We start from the raw sequence: 18,525 nt of genomic DNA, 5'->3' as shown, positions 1-18,525 counted from the left end.
TGTTCTGTCGCCCGCCTCGTGCACAAGCCGCTGAGTGCATCAGCTACCACGCCGTTGCGAGTGTCGGCGTTGGTGGTTTCTCCACCACGGTGACCAGGTCGCCGCCGGCCGAGGCAAGTCAAGAGCACGACGGCCGGGGCGAGCCAATGGGTGAGTGGGGCCTGCGAGACGGCTGACTGCGCCGGAATCCATCGTTAACCGCGCGCTAACCCTGCGCAGGGCGGGCCCTGGCCGCTTGGGTCCTAGCGTCGGGTGGAGAGGCAGAAAGCCGCGGCAGTGGCAGGGATGCTGCCGCCCTCGCTGGGAGGTGTGACCATGCGTCGACCCTTCGCCGCTGCCGCTGTCGGCCTGGTGCTCGCCACCGGAGTCGCCGGAGCGGCAGCCTGTTCGTCGTCCTCGGCGTCCGCGCCGCAACGGCATGCGCCCGGCGTTTCGGCGCCGTCTGCCACGACGCCGGCGCCGGCCGATTCGAACCCGCCCGGAGACATCCCCGACACCCAGGTGTTCGTACCGTGGTCGCCGCCTGGTGGAGGGTTCACGGTCAAGGTGCCGGAGGGGTGGGCCCGGACCACTCACGGGCAGGGGACCGTGTTCACCGACAAGTTCAACAGCGTGAGGGTGGAGCGCACTCACGCCTCGACGGCCCCGACGGTCAACTCCGTACGTGCCAGGGACATTCCGGCGATCCGGGCTGCGAGCACGCACTTCTCGCTGGTCAAGGTGGTCGGCGTGCAGAGCAAGGAGGGCAAGGCGGTGCTGGCCGAGTACCGGATCGACTCCGCTCCGAACCAGGTGACGGGCAAGAGGGTGCGCCTCGATGTCCAGCGGTATGTGTTCTACAGGCCGGGCACGGGCGGGGCCGTGCTGACGCTGTCCGGTGCGGTGGGGGCCGACAACGTCGATCCCTGGCGGACCGTTACGGACTCGTTCCGGTGGTCCTGATGGCCGGGCCCGCCCTCAGCGCCCGTTCCCTCTACCGGTTCTTCCGGGCCGGCGAGGAGGAGACGTTCGCGCTGCAGGGCGTGGGGCTGGAGGTGGGGCGCGGCGAGACGGTGGCGGTGACCGGGCCTTCCGGGTCCGGGAAGACCACCCTGCTCAACTGCCTGGCGGGGCTTGACGAGCCGGACGGCGGCACGGTGCGGGTCGCCGGCGTACGCCTCAGCCACCGTCCCGAACGCGAGCGGGTAGACATCCGGGCACGGCACGTAGGCGTTCTGTTCCAGTCGGGCAATCTGCTGGACCACCTCAGCGTGCGGGACAACGTCGCTCTGGTGCAGCGACTGGCGCCTGCCCGGAGCCGGACGCCGGTGCAGGAAATCCTGGACCAACTCGGTATCGGTCAGCGCGCCGGAGCTCTGCCAGGTGAGCTGTCCGGAGGGGAGGGGGCCCGCGCGGGCCTGGCCGTCGCCCTGGCGAACACACCGGACGTGCTGCTCGCCGACGAGCCGACCGGCGAGGTGGACGCGGGCACCGAACGACGGCTGCTGGACCTGCTGCGTGAGCGTGCCGCCGACGGAACCGCCGTCGTCGTGGTCACCCACAGCCGTGCCGTGGCGGCGGCCGCCGACCGGGTACTGCGGCTGCGGGACGGGAGGTGGGCGTGATGCGCGCGCCGGACACCGTGGGCGCCGCGGACGTGGGGGAGACCGGAACGCCGCTGGTCCGCTGCGAGAACGCGGCCCGGACCTATGGCAGCGGTCCGCACGCCGTCGTCGCCGTGCACGGCCTGAGCTGCGAGGTCCCGCCCGGAGCGCGGATCGCGGTGGTGGGGCCGTCCGGATCGGGCAAGTCCACGCTGCTGCACCTGATGGCGGGACTGGACAGGCCCACGGCGGGCCGGGTGAGCCATCCCGGCATCGGCGACGAGGACGCCGGCGGGCTCGCCCGGCACATCGGCGTCGTCTTCCAGGGCCCGAGTCTGCTGCCCGCGCTCACCGCCGAAGAGAACGTCGCGCTACCGCTGCGCATCGACGGCGTGGCGGACGGCGAGGCGGACTCCCGGGCGCGGGCGGCGCTGGCGAGCCTCGGCCTGGAAGCGCTCGCGCGGCGGCTGCCGGACGAGCTGTCGGCGGGGCAGGCCCAACGGGTCGCCGTGGCCAGGGTGCTGGCGCGCCGGCCCAGGCTCGTCCTGGCCGACGAACCAACCGGGCAGTTGGACCGCGAGACCGGCCGTCAGGTGCTGTCGGTGCTGCTGGGCACCGCCGAAGAGCTGAGTGCGACGGTGCTGGTGACCACCCACGATCCGCGGATCGCTCGCGAGTTGGACCTCCGCTGGTACATGGCCGACGGGCGCCTGACCCAGCCGGCGGACCCGGGAACGGGGCGAAGGGAAGTACGGTCATGATCAGGATCTGGCTGGCGGGCCTGTTGCGGCGGCGTGGCGGACGACTGCTCGGGGTGGCGGCAGGGGTGGCCACGGCGGTGGCCCTGCTGGCCGCGCTCGGTGGCTTCCTCGGTGCCACCCACGCGACGATGACGGCGCAGTCCGTGCGCGCGGTCGCCGTGGACTGGCAGGTGCAGGCGGCGAGCGGCGCCGATGCCCGGCAGGTGCTGACCACCGTGCAGCACACTCCGGGCACGCGCGCCGCGCTCCCGGTCGGGTACGCGGCGACCAGCGGTCTGAGTGCCACTGCCGGCGGGACCTCCCAGACCACCGGGCCCGGCGCCGTATTGGGGGTGCCGAGCGGATACCGTGCGACGTTCCCCGGTGAGATCCGGGTACTGGCCGGACGCGGCGAGGGAGTGCTGCTGGCCCAGCAGACCGCCGCGAATCTGCATGTGGCCCCCGGCAACACGGTGACCGTGGGGCGCGCGGGGCTGCCGCCGTTGAAGGTGCGGGTGGACGGTGTGGTGGACCTCCCGCATGCCGACTCACTGTTCCAGAAGGTCGGCGCGCCCCCGCAGTCGCAGCCGACGGCGCCCCCGGACAATGTCGTGCTGCTGCCACCGGCACGCTGGCACGCGGCCTTCGACCCGCTGGCCAAAACTCACCCCGGCCTCGTCCACGACCAGATCCACGCACGGCGCAGCCACGCCCTGCCGCCCGACCCAGCCGTCGCCTACAACGCGGCGACCGGCAGTGCCCACCACACGGACCTGCGGCTGGCCGGTACCGGTGTGGTCGGCGACAACCTGGGCGCGGTGCTGGACGCGGCCCGGTCGGACGCCCTGTACGCGCAGATGCTGTTCCTGTTCCTCGGTGTGCCCGGCGCGGTGCTGGCCGGGGGGCTGACCGCGGCGGTCGCCGGAACGGGCGCAGAGCGGCGGCGCAGGGAACAGTCCTTGCTGCGCACGCGTGGTGCCTCCGCCGGGCAACTGTTGTCCCTCGCGGCCGTGGAGGCCGGCCTGGTGGCCGTTGTCGGCGGGGCGGTGGGGCTGGGAGTTGCGGCACTGCTGGGTCGCACGGCCTTCGGCTCGGCCGGAACGTTCACCGCCGGGTGGGCGCTGGGCGCGCTCGCCGCCGGCGCGTTGATCGCCGGCGGGACCGTGCTGGTGCCCGCGCGCCGTGGCATCAAGGCCGCCACCGTCGTGGCCGGACGGGCAGCGGTGGAGCGACGCCGGGTGCCGCGCGCCGCGTGGTGGGTGCTGGCCGCCGGCCTGCTGGCGGGGGCGCTCGTGGTCTTCAGGATCACCAGTCGCACCAACTACGCCCTGGTCCTCGCTCCCGAGGGCACGCCGACACTGTCGGTGGACTACTGGGCGTTCGCCGGCCCGGCCCTGCTGTGGACCGGTGGGGCACTGCTGGCCTGGCTGCTGATGGATCTCGCGCTGCGGCGCGGTCGGCCGGTGCTGGCCCGGCTGCTGAGACCAGCGACGGGGCCTCTCTCCGGCACGGTCGCGGCCGGCTTGTCCCGGCAGCGGGGCACTGTGCTGCGGGCCGTGGTGCTGCTGGCGCTGGCCATCGCCTTCGCCGCGTCGACCGCCGTGTTCAACTCCACCTACCAACAGCAGGCCGGAGTCGACGCGGTACTGACCAACGGCGCCGACGTCACCGTCGCGGTGTCTCCCGGCTCCACCACCGGTTCGGCCGACGCGGCGCGGGTGGCGGGTGTGCCCGGTGTGCGCAGTGTGGAACCGCTGCAGCACCGCTTCGCCTATGTCGGCCCCGACCTCCAGGACCTGTACGGAGTACGGCCGAACACCGTCGTCGGAGCGGGCCGGCTCCAGGACGCGTACTTCTCGGGCGGGACCGCGCGAGCGCTGGTGGACCGCCTCCAGCGGCAGCCCGACGGGCTCCTCGTCAGCGCCGAAACCGCCAACGACTTCCAGCTCCACCCGGGCGACCAGGTCCGGCTGCGCCTGCAGGACAACCGCACCCACCAACTGCACCCCGTGGCCTTCCGCTTCATCGGCGTCGTCAAGGAGTTCCCGACCGCCCCCAAGGACAGCTTCCTGGTGGCCAACGCCTCCTACGTAGCCCGGTCGACCGGCAGTGGTGCGGTGGGCACGCTGCTGGTCGACACCGGCGGCACCGGCCAGCGCGCGGTGGCCCGGCACGTGCGGTCCGTGCTGGGTCCCACCGCGCAGGTCACCGACCTGCCGTCCGCCCGCACCGTCACCGGGTCCAGTCTCACCGCCGTGGACCTGGGCGGACTCACCCGGGTGGAGTTGGGATTCGCCCTGGTCATCGGGGCGGCGGCGGGCGGCCTCGTGCTCGCCCTGGGCCTCACCGAGCGCCGGCGCACCCTCGCGCTGGCCTCCGTGCTGGGCGCCCGAGGACGTCAGCTGTCCGGATTCGTATGGAGCGAGGCCGGAATCGTGGCGGTGGCGGGCGCGGCAGGCGGCGTCCTCCTCGGCTGGTCGCTGTCCGAAGTGCTGGTCAAGGTCCTCTCCGGGGTCTTCGACCCGCCACCGGCAGCCCTCGCCGTGCCATGGGGCTACCTCGGCGCACTCGCCGCGGCCGTAGTGGCGGCCCTGGCACTGGCGGCGTGGACAGCCGTGCGGCACGCCCGGCGGCCACCGCTCACGGAGCTGCGGGAGCTGTGAGCCGCAAGGCCGTCGGCGGACTGCGCGTAAGACGCCAGGGACTGCCGCCGGGTGCGGCGAGCTGCGTGACGTGGTGCACGGCTTACGGCTTGTGGGCGACGCCACCGGCGATACACCGCTGGGCTGCGCTCAGTGGCTTGAGTTGCGGGCCGTCCGGCCACCAGTCGGCGCACCGCACCAGGCCTGGGTCGACCATCTCCAGGCCGTTGAACAGGTCCTCCAGTTCGGCGCTGGTGGAGAAGGTGCCACTGCCCATCATGCTGTGCAGGAACATGTCCTCCATCTTCCGGGCGGTGGCGCTGTACTCGTCCTCAGGGTCCAGGAAGTGACTGATCGCCACGTAGGAGCCGGGCGGAAGGGCGTCGAGGTAGGAGCGCATGATGTCCTTGCGCGTGCGTGCGTCCTCGCCGTTGTAGTGGTGCAGCGTACCCAGGTGCAGCAGCGCGATCGGCTTGTTCCAGTCCAGGTGGGACCGGACGAGTGCGTTGCGCAGCAGCTTCTCCGGTTCGAAGATGTCCTCGGAGACGATGACGGTGGTCTCGTTGCCCTCCAGGAGCGCGCGGCTGTGGGCCTGCACCAGTGGGTCGTTGTCCACGTAGACGACCCGGGCGTCCGGGTTGATGCGCTGCACCACCTGGTGGATGTTCTCCGCGGTCGGCAGGCCCGAGCCGCAGTCCAGGTATTGGGTGATGCCGGTCTGGCCGGCCAGGAACCGGCAGGCGCGGATCAGGAAGGCACGGTTCTCGACCGCCAGGTCCGCGGCCTCCGGAGCGGCCTTCTGCACACGCCGGACCACCTCACGGTCCACCTCGTAGTTGTCGGTGCCGTTGAGGAAGGCGTCGTACACCCTGGCGATACTGGGCTTCGTCGTATCGATATTGGTCGTTGCACTGGACATGAGGCCTCGCGGGCAGTCTCGATGGGATCGGTTGGCCAATGGACACTAGTCCGGCGGATACGCCGAATGGGGCAGTGATCGCCGGCAAGTGGCGGATTCCACCTGATGGTGTGACCAACGGCATTGTCACGACGGCCGGTTCAGCTTCGAGGCCGTATCAGCGTGAACGGGGTGTACCCCGAGAACGGGTGACGTGCCGGATCGGGGCCATCACCGGACCATGATCGTTCTCAGCGCCAACGACTGTACCGTTGGCCCCCAACCCGATGCCCTACTGCCGCGCGTCGGCCGTGAGAGCACGACTCCTCTGACGGGGCCCTGCGCCACCTGCGGAACGGTGAGCTTTCTCCAACCGCTCGCCGCAGCGAGGCCCGCCCCGACCGTAGGAGACAGCGTGACCCGTCCAGCGACGGCTACATCGCCGTGTTCAAGAGCACCAGTGGCCGGCACGCCCGCTCACAGGGCTCACGCCGAAGCTTGATCAGGCGTCTGTGGCGGGCGAGGCGGGCAGTGCTCGGTTTACGTGGCTTTGCGGGACGTCGCAGTCGCGGGGCCGTCGCGGGTCGAACGCCGTGTCCTTGCCGTTCGCAGCCCCAGGAACACCAGCAGCCCGAAGGGCGACAGAAGGATCGTGAAGGCCAGCAGGGGACCCATCAGCAGGGCGGGGATCCTGAGCCGTCTGGCCTCCTGGTACATCCACTGCCCGATGAGGAGATCCCAGGCGATGACCTGCGACCAGATGGCTCCCGCGCCGTCCGCGCGTGCGGTCAGTTCGCGGAAGGTGCCGAGGTCCGGGCTCCTGACCGCGGTCCAGAGTTCGGGGAACGCCGGGACGGCGAGCGCGAGATAGACGAGCAGTACGGGCACCACGGTCATCGGTGACCCGGCGATGCGGGCGGTTGGACCCCACGCGGGGGCGAAGATCATGAGCAGCCAGACGGGTGCGGCCAGCCAGAAGGAGAGCTCGAAGAGGAATCCGGTCATGACGCGAGTTCCTCCGAGGCATTGACGCCTTCAACATGTGCGGTGTCCGCGGGGGGAGTCGGGACCCGCAGTGTTGCGTACGTCCCGAGAGTGGCGGCCACCAGGATCAGGCCGGCCACTGCCAGTGTCAGGCTGTCCGGCTGGACCAGCGGCTGACCCCGCAGGGCCTGCCAGAGGACCAGAGCGAAGGCGGCGGCGTACACGCCCGAGGCGAGCAGTACCAGGCGCAACCGGACCCGGTCGCAGGTAAGGCGGGGCGAGCGCGGTGCGAGGGCGGTCAGCGCCATGACGAGCAGCGGCAGGAGCTGCAGCGCGTGCATGCCGACGAAGTGCGGGATCCGCAGATCTCCGCCGGTCGTCGACCAGCCGGTCAGCGGCATGGAGGGACCACCGTCCGGCACGCCCACGCTGTGCGCGCCGACCACCTTGGAGATGCCGCGTCGCTGTCCCGGCGCGGGCTGTGTCATCAGGAATCCGACGGCAGCCCCGGCCAGCGCCAGGATGATGCCCGAGCGCATCGCCCATGCGGACGCACGGTCGGCGATTCGGGCGCAGAGCAACAGCACGGCGACGGCGAGAGTGCCGAGCCACAGGATGACGACCGTGACGGCCATCGCGTTGAACAGCGCCTCGTCGAAGGGTGTTTCGTGGTTGAAGTGGCTGCGCTTCCCGCGCATCGCCTGCGCAGCGATGATCGCCATCTCGACGAGGCTGGCCAGCGCAATGACCGTCCCTGCCCACCAGCCCACGCGTCGGCCTCGGGGGAGAAGCGACAGCATCCAGGCCAGGGAGAGGCAGTACGCCACGAAGGAGACCGAGAACTTGAACGGCTTGAACCAGAGGGGCGCGCCCGCCAGCACGCGGTCGTCGACGACGAGCCCCACGGCTGATGCGGCCGACATCACCACCATTGCCACCGATAGCAGTACCAGCGGCCGGTGCCACGACCGCCATGGGGCCGAAGACCACCGCGACCGGACAGACCACGAAGACGGAAGTAATGAAGACATGAATGACCCCCTTGATGGATAGCGGCACTATCCGCTATCTGATAGCCCAACTATCTATGATGGAGGAGAAGCTGGCAAGCGCCGGCGAAGGGGATCAGGGCGAAGGCCAAGGAGTGAACCGGCGTTGCGCATCGCAGAGTTGAGCCGAACAACCGGAGTACCCGTGCCGACGATCAAGTACTACGTCCGTGAAGGGCTACTGCCTCCGGGCGAGCTGACCAGCCGGAATCAAGCAACCTACGGCGAGGCGCACGAGCGTCGGCTGCACCTCATCCGCGCCCTGCTCGATGTGGGCGGCATGAAGGTGGCCGAAATCGCGAAAGTACTGACCGCCATCGACGACCCGGAACGTCCGCTGCACAAAGTGCTCGGTGCCGCCGCGGACCGCCTCGGCAACGCGAACATCAAGCACGAAGACACCGAGTCGGCGGCCGCGCATGCCGTCGTCGCCGACCTCATCTCCCGGCGTGGCTGGCGCACGCACGAGTCGAACCCCGCCGCAGCCGACCTGGCCAAGGCACTCGCCGCCATGGCCCGGCTGGGGCACGGGGCGTTCACCGAGGTCCTCGACGACTACGCCGACGCCGCCGAGCAGGTCGCGCGCGCCGACCTCGCGTACGCCGACCGGCGGGTGGGGGTCGAGGACATGGTGGAGAGGGTGGTGATCGGAACCGTACTGGGTGAAGCGGTGCTCGGCGCGCTGCGCAGGCTGGCCCATGTGGACGCCTCGGCACATTTGTACGGCGAGGAGGGGCCACCGGCACGCAAGACGATCTGACCCGAAGCCAGTCGGAAGGTCACATCCGGGTTCCCGGCCTCCGTCCCGCCCTCGACAGACCTGGCACGCCACTCCTCTACCATGACGACCTCGGCAAGTGGCTCCAGCGGCAACGACAACCGGGCCCTGGGCGCAACGGTCCACAGACCTGGGCCATCCGGGCTCCGGCCCGGCCGGCGAGGGCGAGACCGACCGCGGCGAGAGTCGAACGCAACCGCTCGGTCCACCTGCTGTGCCTCCGGGTCAGCCCCGGCATCTGCTCGGCAAACGTCCGCCGTTCGCACGAAGCCGCCGGACAGAAGAACCGACGGACCTGCAGACGGAGGACCACCCGCCGTCCCTCACCGGGCACATCCGCAGGAAACCGCAGGTAAGAGCTGGGCATCCGGCTCGACTCGATCCCGCGATCCGGGCATGCCGCCCCCGCCGCCGTACTGCGGCCTCGATAGGTATCGCCTCGTTGCTCACGTCCAGCGACAGCACCACCACGTCCGTGATGGACGGGAACTACAGCTCTTCCAGCCGGGGCAACGTCTCTTCCACGGCGCCGGACTGTCGGCGATACCGAGATCGACACTGATCTTTTCAGGCAACTTCCCGGAGGTCGTTCCGAGTATCTGCCGTCACGCAACGTGGCCGCGTCACGGAAAGCGAGTCAGAACCGGAACTCGTGAACAGAGCCCATCACGGTTCCGGGGCTTCGCGGATCCCGGCGACGAGCCAGGTGAAGCGGGGGTGCGGTGCTCTCCTGGAGACCATGAGGCGCCCGCCCTCGGTGTCCACCAGGGAACGGGCGAGTGCCAGCCCGATGCCGTGGCCGCTGTCGCCGGCCCGTCGCCGGGCGAAGATGTCCTCTCCCTCGGGCAGGCCGGGCCCCTCGTCCTCCACATCCACCGCCAGTACCCCGGCCGCGTCCCGGGCCGTGACGGTCACGGTGCCGCTGCCGTGGGCGAGCGCGTTGGCGAGAAGAACGTCCAGGACCTGCCGTCCGGCGCGCGCAGAGCCGACCGCGTTCGGCAAGTCCTCCTCGACGGCGATCCTCAGCGGCCGTCCCACGGCCGCCAGCTCGCCGTGCCAGCGTCGCTCGGCATCGGCTAGCAGCACCTCCACGTCGAGCGGTGCCCGCTCCGGTATGTCCCGGGCCAGCGCGAGAAGGTCGGCCACCATCGTCTCCATGGCATCGAGCGATGCGAGGGCGGCGCGTATGGCGGCCCGCGGGTTCCTGGCCACGCTCGCGCCGGACGGGCCCGGGGCCTGTGCACCCGCAGCCCTGGCCTCTTCGGCCGGCGCGCCTTCCAGTTCCAGCCGCACCCTGGTCAGTGCCGTGCGCAGTTGGTGGGAGGCGTCCGCGCTGAAGGCCCGCTCGCGCCGCAGGAGTTCCTCGATGCGTTCGGCGGCGCGGTTGAGCGCGCTCGCGACCTCGTCGGCCTCGGGGAGTCCGGACTTGTCGGCCCGGGCCGACAAGTCGCCGGTCTCCAGTTGTCCGGCCGTCTCCGCCAGCGATTCCAAGGGGCGTGCGAGTCGCCTGCTGGACCGTAGCCCCAGGGTGGCGCCCACTCCGACCGCCACTGCAGCCAACGCGAGCATGGCCGCCCAGGTGAGCGCAGCCCGGCGCAACGGCCCGTCGGCCGGTGAACTGGCCTGTACCACCGCCCGTACCCGCTCGCCCGACCCCACCGGTACCACCACTACCAGTCGGTCACCCAGCCGCTGCGATGACGCCTGGCCCGCCAGGGCGAGGCGGACCGGTCCGTCCCCGTGCGCCGGGCCTGCTCCGGTCACCCGCCGCGCACGTTCGTCGTACACCCCGACCCAGGTACCGGACTCGACGCGTGGCAGTTCCATCGGGTCACGGGGATGGTGCACGTCAGCAGGGACGGTCACCGCCACCCGGTCGGCCAGCCGCTCCAGGTCGCTCATCTCGTTCTGTCGGTACAGCCGCAGCGTTGCCACGGCCAGCGGTACCGAGAACAGCACCACCGCGCACACCACCGCGATGACGACGGCCCGGAGGATGCGGCGGCGCACGGTCAGCCCTCCCTGGGCGGTTCGAGCCGATAGCCGAAGTGCCGCAGGGTCGTGATCCGTACGTGGTCACCCAGTTTGCGGCGCAGCACTGCCACATGGACATCGAGCGTCTTGGTGGATCCGAACCAGTTCTCGTCCCACACGTCGCTCATGAGATCCTCCCGGCTCACCGCGCGGCCGACGGCAGTGGCCAGCCGGACCAGCAGGTCGAACTCCTTGGGCCGCAGCTCCACCTCGCCCGCCGGGGTGAGGCAGCGGCGGGCCGTGCGGTCGATCAGCAAGGCGCCGTGACGGATCTGGCCGGCGCCGCCTGTCCTTCCCGGTTCGGCACGTCGCAGATGGGCGGCGATCCGGGCCTGCAGTTCAGCGAGGCGGAACGGCTTGGTCAGATAGTCGTCCGCACCCGACTCCAGCGCCTGGATCACATCCATCTCCCCGGTGCGGGCCGTCAGGGCGACGATCACGGCACCCGGCAGACGCTCGCGCAGGCTCCGGCACAGCTCGAATCCGTCCGCATCCGGCAGCCCGAGGTCCAGCAACACCAATCCGGCGGGGCCTCGCCCGGCACGCGCCAGCGCTGCCGCGCCATCAGGGCACCACTCACAGTCATGGCCCTGTGCCCGCAGCATCGCCGCGAGCCTTCCTCCGATGGCGTCGTCGTCCTCGACGATCACAATCCGTGCCACGTCTTCACGCTAGCCGTGGACACGGCCTCGTACGACCGGGTGGCGGTGTGCGGGGCAGCCAGGGGCAGGCATGAGGGGCGGAGCCGAAGTGAGGGCACACGTGCTCAGGATGCGTTCAGGTTGCGGATGGCACGGTCGGGCACCATGACAGCTGATATCCCTGGGGCCGTTGAGGCGCACGACACGTCCTGCCCCGCATCCGCCCCCACCGGCCGGCGTCTCCGATGGAACAAGGTCCCCGAAGTCACGGCGTACTTCTGGGTCATCAAAATCCTGTGCACCACGGTCGGAGAGACCGCGGCCGACCTGCTGAACGAGAAGCTGGGCATGGGGCTGACCGGTGTGTCGCTCCTGATGAGCGCGCTGCTCGTCGCGGTACTCGTGGCCCAGTTCCGCACCCGTGCCTACCGCCCTGGTGTCTACTGGCTCGCGGTGGCGCTGATCAGCGTCGTGGGCACGCTGATCAGTGACAACCTCACCGACAACCTGGGCGTGCCGCTGGAGACCAGCACCATCGCGTTCGCGGTGGCCCTCGTCGTGGTGTTCGTTGCCTGGTACCGCAGCGAGCGGACCCTGTCCATCCACCACGTCGACACCGTCCGCCGCGAGTCGTTCTACTGGCTTGCCGTGCTGTTCACCTTCGCCCTGGGCACCGCCGCCGGCGATCTGGTCGCCGAACGCATGGACCTCGGGTACTGGCTCTCCGCCGGCCTGTTCGCCCTGGCGATCGCCGCGGTCGCCGTGGCGCACTTCGCCCTTGGCCTGGACGCGGTGTGGAGCTTCTGGATCGCCTACATCCTGACCCGGCCGCTGGGCGCCTCGATCGGCGACTACCTGTCGCAGCCGACCTCCGGCGGCGGGCTCGGCCTGGGCACGGTGATCACCAGTGTGCTGTTCCTCGCGGTCATCCTCGGGCTGGTGGTGTTCTTGACGGTCACCCGCAGGGACGTCTCCGAGCCGGAGCGGCTCACCCCGCAGAGGAGCTGAGCGCGGCTTCGCCCACGGCTGAGGCCGGCCCCCGGGATCCGGAGGCCGGCTTCACCCGTCCGGGCTGTTTCGTGGGCACACTCGGCGGCGTTCAGGATGCGTTCAGGATGTGGCTGGGAGCGTCGGGCGGTGTGCGAGGTCATCGCTGCCTGCGGTGCGTCTCGCACCCGCCCTATGCCATCCGTGCGCACGTTGCGGCCCCATGGCACGACATGAGGCCGCGACGACGCCACCCAGGAGGGATCGACATTGCCTGAGCCCGAAGTCCTGACCGACATCGACGTCGCCGGCACCGACAGGTACGTGCTGCGCAAGCTGCCGGAGGTCACGCTTGCCTTCTGGGTCATGAAGATCGCTGCGACGACCCTCGGCGAGACGGCCGGTGATCTCTTCGCTCAGACCCTCAAGCTCGGCTACTTCCTGACCACCATCGCGCTGTTCCTGATCTTCGTGGTCACCCTGGTCGTCCAGCTCCGGTCCCGGCGCTACAACCCCTTCTTCTACTGGACCGTCATCCTGTCCACCAGCATGGCGGGCACCACGATGTCCGACTTCATGAACCGGGACGCCAGCGCCAAGTTCCTCACCGACGGCGCGAAGTCGCTCGGCTGGGGACCGCAGGGGCTGGGACTGGGCTACCCCACAGGCGCCGCGATTCTGATCTCGCTGTTGCTCGTCATCTTCGTCATCTGGAAGTGCACGGGGCTGACGTTCGCCATCCGCGACATCGTGACCTTCCGCGCGGAGGCCCTCTTCTGGGCGGCGATCCTCGTGTCGAACACGCTCGGCACCTCGATGGGCGACTTCCTCTCCGACAGCTCCGGACTCGGTTACGCGGGTGGCGCCCTGCTCGTCACGGGCGTGCTCGCCGTACTCGTCGCCCTGATGCGGGTACCCGCCGTGCCGAACGTGGTGCTGTTCTGGATCGCCTTCGTGCTCACCCGCCCCCTCGGGGCCACCGCCGGCGACTTCCTCACCAAGCCGCTTGCCAAGGGCGGCCTCGACCTCGGCACAGCGGGCTCGTCCGCCGTACTTCTCGCGGTCCTGGTCGGCCTCATGGGCTACGCCCACGTTCAGGAGCGCCGGACCGCCGCCCCGCAGGACAAGACCCTGACGGGCACCTCCTGAGCGGCGACAAGAGGGCCCGGCGGCGCCCCGGCCCGGAAGCTGCCGCGTAGGGGCCTCGCCGAGCGCGGACGGGTCATCCGGCGGGCAGCCTGACCACGAAGCATGCGCCCGGAGTGTGCCCGGCCTCATGGGCCACCTCACCGCCGGCGGAGCGAGCCAGGCGCCGCGCGAGCGGCAGCCCGAGGCCCGCCCCGCCGTGTCCGTCCGCGGGGTCGGCGCGTCGGCCCGGCTGGAAGAGGTCCGGTGTGAACGAGGCCGGGACCCCGGGACCGTCGTCGATGACCGCCACGCGGATGCCGTCGGGCTCCGGCCAAGCCCGGATGTCCACCCGCGTACGGGCGTGGCGCAGTGCGTTGTCGGCAAGTGGGGTGACGATGCGTTCCAGCAGCGCGGCGGGCACCCCGGTCACCAGCCCGTCCGGCCCGGTGACGGTGATCGCGGCCTTCCCGGGAGCGCCGAGCCGTACGGTGAGGCGGCCCAGTACGGCCATGACGTCCGCCGTGCCGGGAACGGTGTGCGCGCCGGCCCGGGCATCGTCGAGGACGGTCTCGCAGATGGTGCGCATCGAGTCGGCGGCATCCGCGATGGACGCATGCGTCGCCCGGGTTTCGACGGTGGAGCGGGGCCGGGCCCGCCACCAGTCGAGTTCTGCGGTGATCCGCGCCAGCGGGTTGCGCAGCTCGTGGGAGAGCTCCCGGGTGAGCTGCTGTTCGTGGCGCAGCACGGCACGGATACGGTCCAGCAGCTCGTCCAGCGAGGCCCCGAGCCGCGTCAGCTCGACGGGGCGGTCCCCGGCGCCGAAACGCTGCTCGGAGGCGACCACGCTCCACCGGGTGGCCTGCTCCGTCATCGCCCGTACGGGCCGTAGGGCGCGCCCCACCGCCAGCCGGGTCAGGACGTAGGTACAGGCCAGGACGGTGGCGTCCAGGGCCAGGGAAGCTACGAGCAGGGTGTCGGCGGAGGAACGGTAGGGCGCAAGATCCATGGCGGTGACGACGACGGCGGCGGGTCCGGCGCCCGGCCGGACGTCGCCCACGGGCTCGGCACACAGACGTATCGGGTTACCTGCCGTCACCTCGGCGCAGCGTTTGTCGCCGCGCGCGGCGAGATCGGCCGCGGTGCGGGCGAGGGCATCGCCGGCCGGGGCGGAGGCGGGGTGCTCCAGCAGTCGGGTGCCCGCGTAGATCCATACGTTGGTGTCGAGGACGGCGTCATCCGGGGTCTCCAGGACGCGTACCGGTTGGTGGCGGGTGTCGACGGTCGCGGCCACCGCGGCGGCCCGGGTGCGCAGTTCGTCGTCCGCCTGCTGCTGGAGGTGCTGGCGGACGATCGTGTTGAACACCACGGTGAGGACCACCATCACCAGCGCGGCGGTGGTGAGCGCCACCAGGGACAGTCGGCCCCGCAGCGTGCGCGGACGGCAGCCGGCGGCGAGCGTGGCGAGGCGGGTCCGGGCGGTCATGACAGCCGGTGCCCGATGCCGCGGACGGTGCTGATCGTCAGGCCGCTGCCCGCCTCCCGGATCTTGCGCCGCAGACGGCTCAGATACTGGTCGAGGGTGTTGTCGCTGACGTGTGCGCCCTCCGGCCAGCCGGCCCGGACCAACTCCCTTCTGGCCACCACTGCCCCCAGGCCGGCCATCAGCGTGGCCAGCAGACGGAACTCGGTGGGCGTCAGCGCCATGTCGACGTCCCGTACGCACACGCTGTGGTGCACGGGGTTCAGGACCAGGTCCCCGGCGGTCGTGGGGGCGGCGGGCCCGGAACGCTTGAGGGCGGCACGCAGTCTGGCCGCGAGCTCGGCGAGGTGGAACGGCTTGGGAAGGTAGTCGTCACCTCCGGCGGAGAACCCGCTGAGGCGGTCCTGGAGTTGATCGTGCGCGGTCAGGAAGACGACCGGGCCGACGAAGCCCTGCGCCCGCATCGCCTGGCACACGTCCCGTCCGTCCGCGTCCGGCAGCCCGACGTCCAGCACCACCGCGTCCACGCCGTCACCGGTCAGCCGCACAGCGGTGGCGCCGTCCGGGGCGGCCAGCGTTTCGAAGCCCTCGTCGCGCAGTCCGCGCACCAGCACGTCCCGCAGGGCGTGGTCGTCCTCGACGACCAGGATGGTCAGACGCACCAGATTCACCTCACTCGCTCGGACGCCCGCACCCCCCAAACGACTACAAGCGGGTAGACGGTCTACGTCACTGTAGACGAAAAGGGTGAGGGTGGTTTGTGAGCGAGGACATAGTGCTGCACCGGGTGCGGTCGTGTGCGTAACAGTGCCCGGCCCGGAGGACGTGGGGCACCTACCGGACGCCGGAGCTGCTTTCGGCGATCTCGACGCTGCTGTGCAGTTCGCTCGCCGCGTGGAGCGTGGAGGCGGCCGAGAGGGCGAGGCAGCTGATCAGCAAGGCCGCGACCAGCCGACGGCGCGAGCCGCACCTTCCCGCCGGGCCGGTGGTGCCGGTGCCCATGAGGGCCGCGACCCGTCGAGGTACGGGGCCGCAGGTGGCGCCGGGGACGAGTCTCGGGCGGCTGGCGGGTACCACGGCTGCGAGGGCGGCCTTGCCGATCGCGCGGGCCGCGAGCTGCCGGTCGCCTACGGCTTCGGCCGCAACCTCGTCCGCCCACCGCTCAAGGGCGTAGGTAAGCGGTTCGCGCAGGCCGCGCAGCATCGGGTGAAGCGTTGCCGTCAGGTGCGCACAGCTCAGGAACAGGTGGTGTTTTCCGGCGAGGTGAGCGCGCTCGTGGGCGAAGAGGACCTCGCGCTCTTCGGCGTTCAAAGACCGCAGCATCGCGGTGCTGACCACGATGCGGCCCCGGCGGCCGAAGGGGCCGGGCAGGGCGTAGGCGTAAGGGCGTTCGTCGACGTGTACGGCCAGCTCACCGCTCGCGTCCTCGGCGGCCTGTCCGGCTGCTCGCACTTCCCGCCAGTGGCGTACGGCGACGACACCGGCCGACACCGCTGCGCCGGCGAGTAGTCCGGCAGCGAGGATCCCGGCGGGCAGCGTCAGCTGCGTGCGGTCGTCCAGCAAGCGTGGCGAGATGTCTTCCAGTGCGGCGATCGGGGTGATCTGGAGGGCGCCTCCCACGGCCAGGACGCCCAGGGCCCCGGTGCTGCACACGCCCAACAGGACCGAGCACACTCCCAGCGTCCACGCGGCGGCGCGCGGGGGGAGCCGCACGGTGACGCGGCGGGCGACGGGGACCGCGAGCAGCGGGATCAGAAGCGGGAGCCAGACCGCGAACTTCATGGGCTGGTCTCCTCGTCGCCGTTCAGCAGGGCCCTGAGGGTCTTCTCGTCCTCGTCGCTCAGGTCGGAGACGAACCGGGCCAGAATGCTGCCGCGGTCCTCACCGCGTTCAAGTTCGACGCGCATGCGCCGAGCGCTCAGCCCTGGAGCATCCTCTGCTGGAAGGTAGGCGTAGCCACGTCCGGACCGCGAGCGGGTGACCATGCCCTTCTCGTGCAGCCTGGTCAGGATCGTTGTCACGGTGGTGCGGGCGAGTCCAGACCCCAGGGCCGTACGGACCTCTCCGGCGGTGAGGCCACCGTTTGCGGCCCACAGCGCGGCCAGCACGCTCGCTTCCAGTTCGCCGGCCGGCCGGCGGGCGCCGCGCTCCTCAGTCATGGAACTCATTGTCCCACGAGAGCGTCTACAGTGTGTAGACCGACTACATCGCTGTAGTCGGTCGGGGCGGAACGCCGCCCGCACCCCTCGGGAAGGAGCCTGGCGTGCCGTTGTACCAACAATCCGGCGCCTTGGCCGCACATGGCCAGCTTGCGGTCAACGCCTTGGACGCCGGGTCGTTGCTGACCGCATTCGGTGCGCTGGGGGTGGCCGTCGTCCTCTTCGCCGAGACGGGCCTTCTGGTGGGCTTCTTCCTGCCCGGTGACTCCCTGCTCTTCACCGCGGGCCTGCTGTGTGTGCCCGGCGGAACAGGGGTGCACCTATCGCTTTGGCAGGTTCTCCTCGCCGCGGTCGGTGGAGCGTTGTCCGGAGCGCAGGTGGGCTATTGGATCGGCCGCCGCGGCGGCCGGGTGATTCTCGCCCGCAGCCGGTCCCGGCATCTGCACGAGGGAGCTGAACGGGCCGAGGCGTTGCTGGCGCGGTACGGGCACGCCAAGGCCATCGTCTTGGCACGCTTCGTCCCTGTCGTTCGCACCGTTCTCAATCCCTTGGCCGGCGCGCTCGATGTCCCGGCGGCGGTCTTCCTCCGCTGGCAGACCATCGGCGGTCTGGTGTGGACCGCGGGCCTGGTGCTCGCCGGGTACGCGCTGGGGTCCTCCCTTCCCCACGTCGACCGTTACCTGCTGCCGCTGGTCGCCCTCATCGTGCTCCTTTCCCTTCTTCCTCTTGCGCGAGAGGTTCTGCGGAGCCGTCACGCCCACCGCGGCCGGGGTGTTGCCGAAGGAGAGGTGCGATGAACCACGTCTTCCTCTCCGCCGGCCCGGGCTTTTATGACGACGGCCTCTACATCGGTGTGACACGCCTTGCCCATCGTGCACCCGCCGCCGTGGATTCGGGGATCTCCGTGTGGTCCGAGTACGGCCTCGGGCTGTTCGCCGTCCTCATGATCATCGCGTGGTGGCGGGCTCGCGCGGCCGGAGCGCCGCAACTGCCCGTGCTGTCGGTGCCGGCTGTGGTCGTGCTCGCCTTCCTGGCCAGTGACGTCGTCAAGAGCTGGGTGAGCGAGCAGCGACCCTGCCAGGTTCTGCCCGTCACGCCGCTGGACCCCTGTCCGGCGTTGGGTGACTGGTCGTTCCCCAGTAATCACGCGGTGATCGCCGCAGCGGCGGCCGCCGCCCTGTGGAGTGTCGACCGCCTGCTGGGGTGGATAGCTGCCCCGGCCGCCCTCCTCATGGCCGCCTCCCGCGTCTGGATCGGCGCACATTACCCCCACGATGCCCTGGCCGGCCTCCTGGCCGGTGCCCTCATGGGCGCCCTGCTGACCCACGCGGCCAAGCGGATCGCCGCCCGCTACGCGGTGGACTGTGCTCCCCAACGGAGGCCGGTGCGATGAGTGCGCCGGACACAGCCGACCCTCCGCGT

The 18,525-nt window shown here is 70.9% G+C and carries 18 protein-coding genes; 9 read left to right on the top strand and 9 right to left on the bottom strand.

Features of this window, described 5'->3' with window-relative positions; all coding sequences use genetic code 11:
* Positions 1-315 precede the first annotated feature (315 nt).
* The 4 genes from ABR737_RS05335 to ABR737_RS05320 are packed head-to-tail and all read left to right on the top strand — an operon-like array spanning position 316 to position 4,986.
* Positions 316-942 (top strand): hypothetical protein, encoded by a 627-nt coding sequence (locus tag ABR737_RS05335; protein WP_350249035.1) that lies wholly within the window; start codon positions 316-318, stop codon positions 940-942.
* Positions 942-1,604 (top strand): ABC transporter ATP-binding protein, encoded by a 663-nt coding sequence (locus ABR737_RS05330; RefSeq protein ID WP_350249034.1) that lies wholly within the window; start codon positions 942-944, stop codon positions 1,602-1,604. Before ABR737_RS05335 ends, ABR737_RS05330 begins: the two co-directional genes overlap by 1 nt.
* Complete coding sequence (locus ABR737_RS05325) at positions 1,604-2,344, top strand: ABC transporter ATP-binding protein (RefSeq protein WP_350249033.1); 741 nt, start codon at positions 1,604-1,606, stop codon at positions 2,342-2,344. The genes ABR737_RS05330 and ABR737_RS05325 overlap by 1 nt, the downstream gene beginning before the upstream one ends.
* The gene (locus ABR737_RS05320; RefSeq protein ID WP_350249032.1) at positions 2,341-4,986 is read left to right on the top strand and encodes an FtsX-like permease family protein; all 2,646 of its coding nucleotides are present in this window, start codon (positions 2,341-2,343) and stop codon (positions 4,984-4,986) included. The genes ABR737_RS05325 and ABR737_RS05320 overlap by 4 nt, the downstream gene beginning before the upstream one ends.
* Positions 4,987-5,068: 82 nt before the next feature.
* Here the strand turns inward: ABR737_RS05320 and ABR737_RS05315 are convergent, their stop codons facing one another.
* From ABR737_RS05315 to ABR737_RS05305, 3 genes are all read right to left on the bottom strand, one after another.
* Positions 5,069-5,884: an SAM-dependent methyltransferase gene (locus tag ABR737_RS05315; protein ID WP_350249031.1), complete on the bottom strand. Its 816-nt coding sequence runs from the start codon at positions 5,882-5,884 to the stop codon at positions 5,069-5,071.
* A 519-nt stretch (positions 5,885-6,403) separates the two neighbouring features.
* Complete coding sequence (locus ABR737_RS05310) at positions 6,404-6,868, bottom strand: ABA4-like family protein (RefSeq protein ID WP_350249030.1); 465 nt, start codon at positions 6,866-6,868, stop codon at positions 6,404-6,406.
* Positions 6,865-7,779, bottom strand: a complete 915-nt coding sequence (locus ABR737_RS05305; protein WP_350249029.1) for a hypothetical protein — start codon at positions 7,777-7,779, stop codon at positions 6,865-6,867. The genes ABR737_RS05310 and ABR737_RS05305 overlap by 4 nt, the downstream gene beginning before the upstream one ends.
* A gap of 223 nt (positions 7,780-8,002) precedes the next feature.
* Between ABR737_RS05305 and ABR737_RS05300 the strand changes: the two genes are divergently transcribed.
* Positions 8,003-8,656 carry a MerR family transcriptional regulator gene (locus ABR737_RS05300; protein ID WP_350249028.1) on the top strand — a complete coding sequence of 218 codons (654 nt, stop codon included), beginning with the start codon at positions 8,003-8,005 and terminating at the stop codon, positions 8,654-8,656.
* Between the two features lie 684 nt (positions 8,657-9,340).
* On the opposite strand, the gene ABR737_RS05295 is transcribed toward ABR737_RS05300, so the two are convergent.
* Entirely contained in the window at positions 9,341-10,684 is a 1,344-nt protein-coding gene (locus tag ABR737_RS05295) for a HAMP domain-containing sensor histidine kinase (RefSeq protein WP_350249027.1), read from the bottom strand.
* Positions 10,685-10,686: 2 nt separating this feature from the next.
* A complete protein-coding gene (locus tag ABR737_RS05290; protein ID WP_350249026.1) occupies positions 10,687-11,370 on the bottom strand; it encodes a response regulator transcription factor in 684 nt (227 codons plus the stop codon).
* A 144-nt stretch (positions 11,371-11,514) separates the two neighbouring features.
* Here ABR737_RS05290 and ABR737_RS05285 point away from each other — a divergent pair, with 144 nt between their 5' ends.
* Both ABR737_RS05285 and ABR737_RS05280 read left to right on the top strand, forming a co-directional pair.
* On the top strand, positions 11,515-12,357 hold the full coding sequence (locus tag ABR737_RS05285) for a COG4705 family protein (protein WP_350249025.1): 843 nt from the start codon (positions 11,515-11,517) through the stop codon (positions 12,355-12,357).
* 249 nt (positions 12,358-12,606) lie between these two features.
* Positions 12,607-13,485: a COG4705 family protein gene (locus tag ABR737_RS05280; protein WP_350249024.1), complete on the top strand. Its 879-nt coding sequence runs from the start codon at positions 12,607-12,609 to the stop codon at positions 13,483-13,485.
* Positions 13,486-13,558: 73 nt separating this feature from the next.
* Here the strand turns inward: ABR737_RS05280 and ABR737_RS05275 are convergent, their stop codons facing one another.
* The 4 genes from ABR737_RS05275 to ABR737_RS05260 form a co-directional block, all read right to left on the bottom strand.
* On the bottom strand, positions 13,559-14,947 hold the full coding sequence (locus ABR737_RS05275) for a sensor histidine kinase (protein WP_350249023.1): 1,389 nt from the start codon (positions 14,945-14,947) through the stop codon (positions 13,559-13,561).
* Complete coding sequence (locus tag ABR737_RS05270; RefSeq protein ID WP_350249022.1) at positions 14,944-15,606, bottom strand: response regulator transcription factor; 663 nt, start codon at positions 15,604-15,606, stop codon at positions 14,944-14,946. Before ABR737_RS05270 ends, ABR737_RS05275 begins: the two co-directional genes overlap by 4 nt.
* Before the next feature lie 172 nt (positions 15,607-15,778).
* Positions 15,779-16,726, bottom strand: a complete 948-nt coding sequence (locus ABR737_RS05265; RefSeq protein WP_350249021.1) for a M56 family metallopeptidase — start codon at positions 16,724-16,726, stop codon at positions 15,779-15,781.
* On the bottom strand, positions 16,723-17,103 hold the full coding sequence (locus ABR737_RS05260; RefSeq protein ID WP_350249020.1) for a BlaI/MecI/CopY family transcriptional regulator: 381 nt from the start codon (positions 17,101-17,103) through the stop codon (positions 16,723-16,725). Before ABR737_RS05260 ends, ABR737_RS05265 begins: the two co-directional genes overlap by 4 nt.
* A gap of 104 nt (positions 17,104-17,207) precedes the next feature.
* On the opposite strand from ABR737_RS05260, the gene ABR737_RS05255 reads away from it, so the two are divergent.
* Positions 17,208-17,900, top strand: coding sequence for a DedA family protein (locus ABR737_RS05255; protein WP_350249019.1), 693 nt, complete (start codon positions 17,208-17,210; stop codon positions 17,898-17,900).
* Positions 17,897-18,496: a phosphatase PAP2 family protein gene (locus ABR737_RS05250; RefSeq protein WP_350249018.1), complete on the top strand. Its 600-nt coding sequence runs from the start codon at positions 17,897-17,899 to the stop codon at positions 18,494-18,496. Before ABR737_RS05255 ends, ABR737_RS05250 begins: the two co-directional genes overlap by 4 nt.
* The last annotated feature ends 29 nt before the right edge of the window (positions 18,497-18,525 follow it).

This window comes from Streptomyces sp. Edi2 (assembly GCF_040253635.1).
Classification (GTDB): domain Bacteria; phylum Actinomycetota; class Actinomycetes; order Streptomycetales; family Streptomycetaceae; genus Streptomyces.
Note: the sequence above shows the minus strand (reverse complement) of the source record. Positions and strands in the feature narration are given on the sequence as shown.

What these genes read in the sequence shown, in the direction of transcription:
- ABR737_RS05335 (WP_350249035.1), top strand. Translation starts at nt 316, where the DNA reads ATGCGTCGACCCTTCGCCGCTGCCGCTGTCGGCCTGGTGCTCGCCACC.
- ABR737_RS05330 (WP_350249034.1), top strand. Translation starts at nt 942, where the DNA reads ATGGCCGGGCCCGCCCTCAGCGCCCGTTCCCTCTACCGGTTCTTCCGG.
- ABR737_RS05325 (WP_350249033.1), top strand. Translation starts at nt 1,604, where the DNA reads ATGCGCGCGCCGGACACCGTGGGCGCCGCGGACGTGGGGGAGACCGGA.
- ABR737_RS05320 (WP_350249032.1), top strand. Translation starts at nt 2,341, where the DNA reads ATGATCAGGATCTGGCTGGCGGGCCTGTTGCGGCGGCGTGGCGGACGA.
- ABR737_RS05315 (WP_350249031.1), bottom strand. Translation starts at nt 5,884, where the DNA reads ATGTCCAGTGCAACGACCAATATCGATACGACGAAGCCCAGTATCGCC.
- ABR737_RS05310 (WP_350249030.1), bottom strand. Translation starts at nt 6,868, where the DNA reads ATGACCGGATTCCTCTTCGAGCTCTCCTTCTGGCTGGCCGCACCCGTC.
- ABR737_RS05305 (WP_350249029.1), bottom strand. Translation starts at nt 7,779, where the DNA reads ATGGTGGTGATGTCGGCCGCATCAGCCGTGGGGCTCGTCGTCGACGAC.
- ABR737_RS05285 (WP_350249025.1), top strand. Translation starts at nt 11,515, where the DNA reads ATGACAGCTGATATCCCTGGGGCCGTTGAGGCGCACGACACGTCCTGC.
- ABR737_RS05275 (WP_350249023.1), bottom strand. Translation starts at nt 14,947, where the DNA reads ATGACCGCCCGGACCCGCCTCGCCACGCTCGCCGCCGGCTGCCGTCCG.
- ABR737_RS05265 (WP_350249021.1), bottom strand. Translation starts at nt 16,726, where the DNA reads ATGAAGTTCGCGGTCTGGCTCCCGCTTCTGATCCCGCTGCTCGCGGTC.
- ABR737_RS05260 (WP_350249020.1), bottom strand. Translation starts at nt 17,103, where the DNA reads ATGACTGAGGAGCGCGGCGCCCGCCGGCCGGCCGGCGAACTGGAAGCG.
- ABR737_RS05250 (WP_350249018.1), top strand. Translation starts at nt 17,897, where the DNA reads ATGAACCACGTCTTCCTCTCCGCCGGCCCGGGCTTTTATGACGACGGC.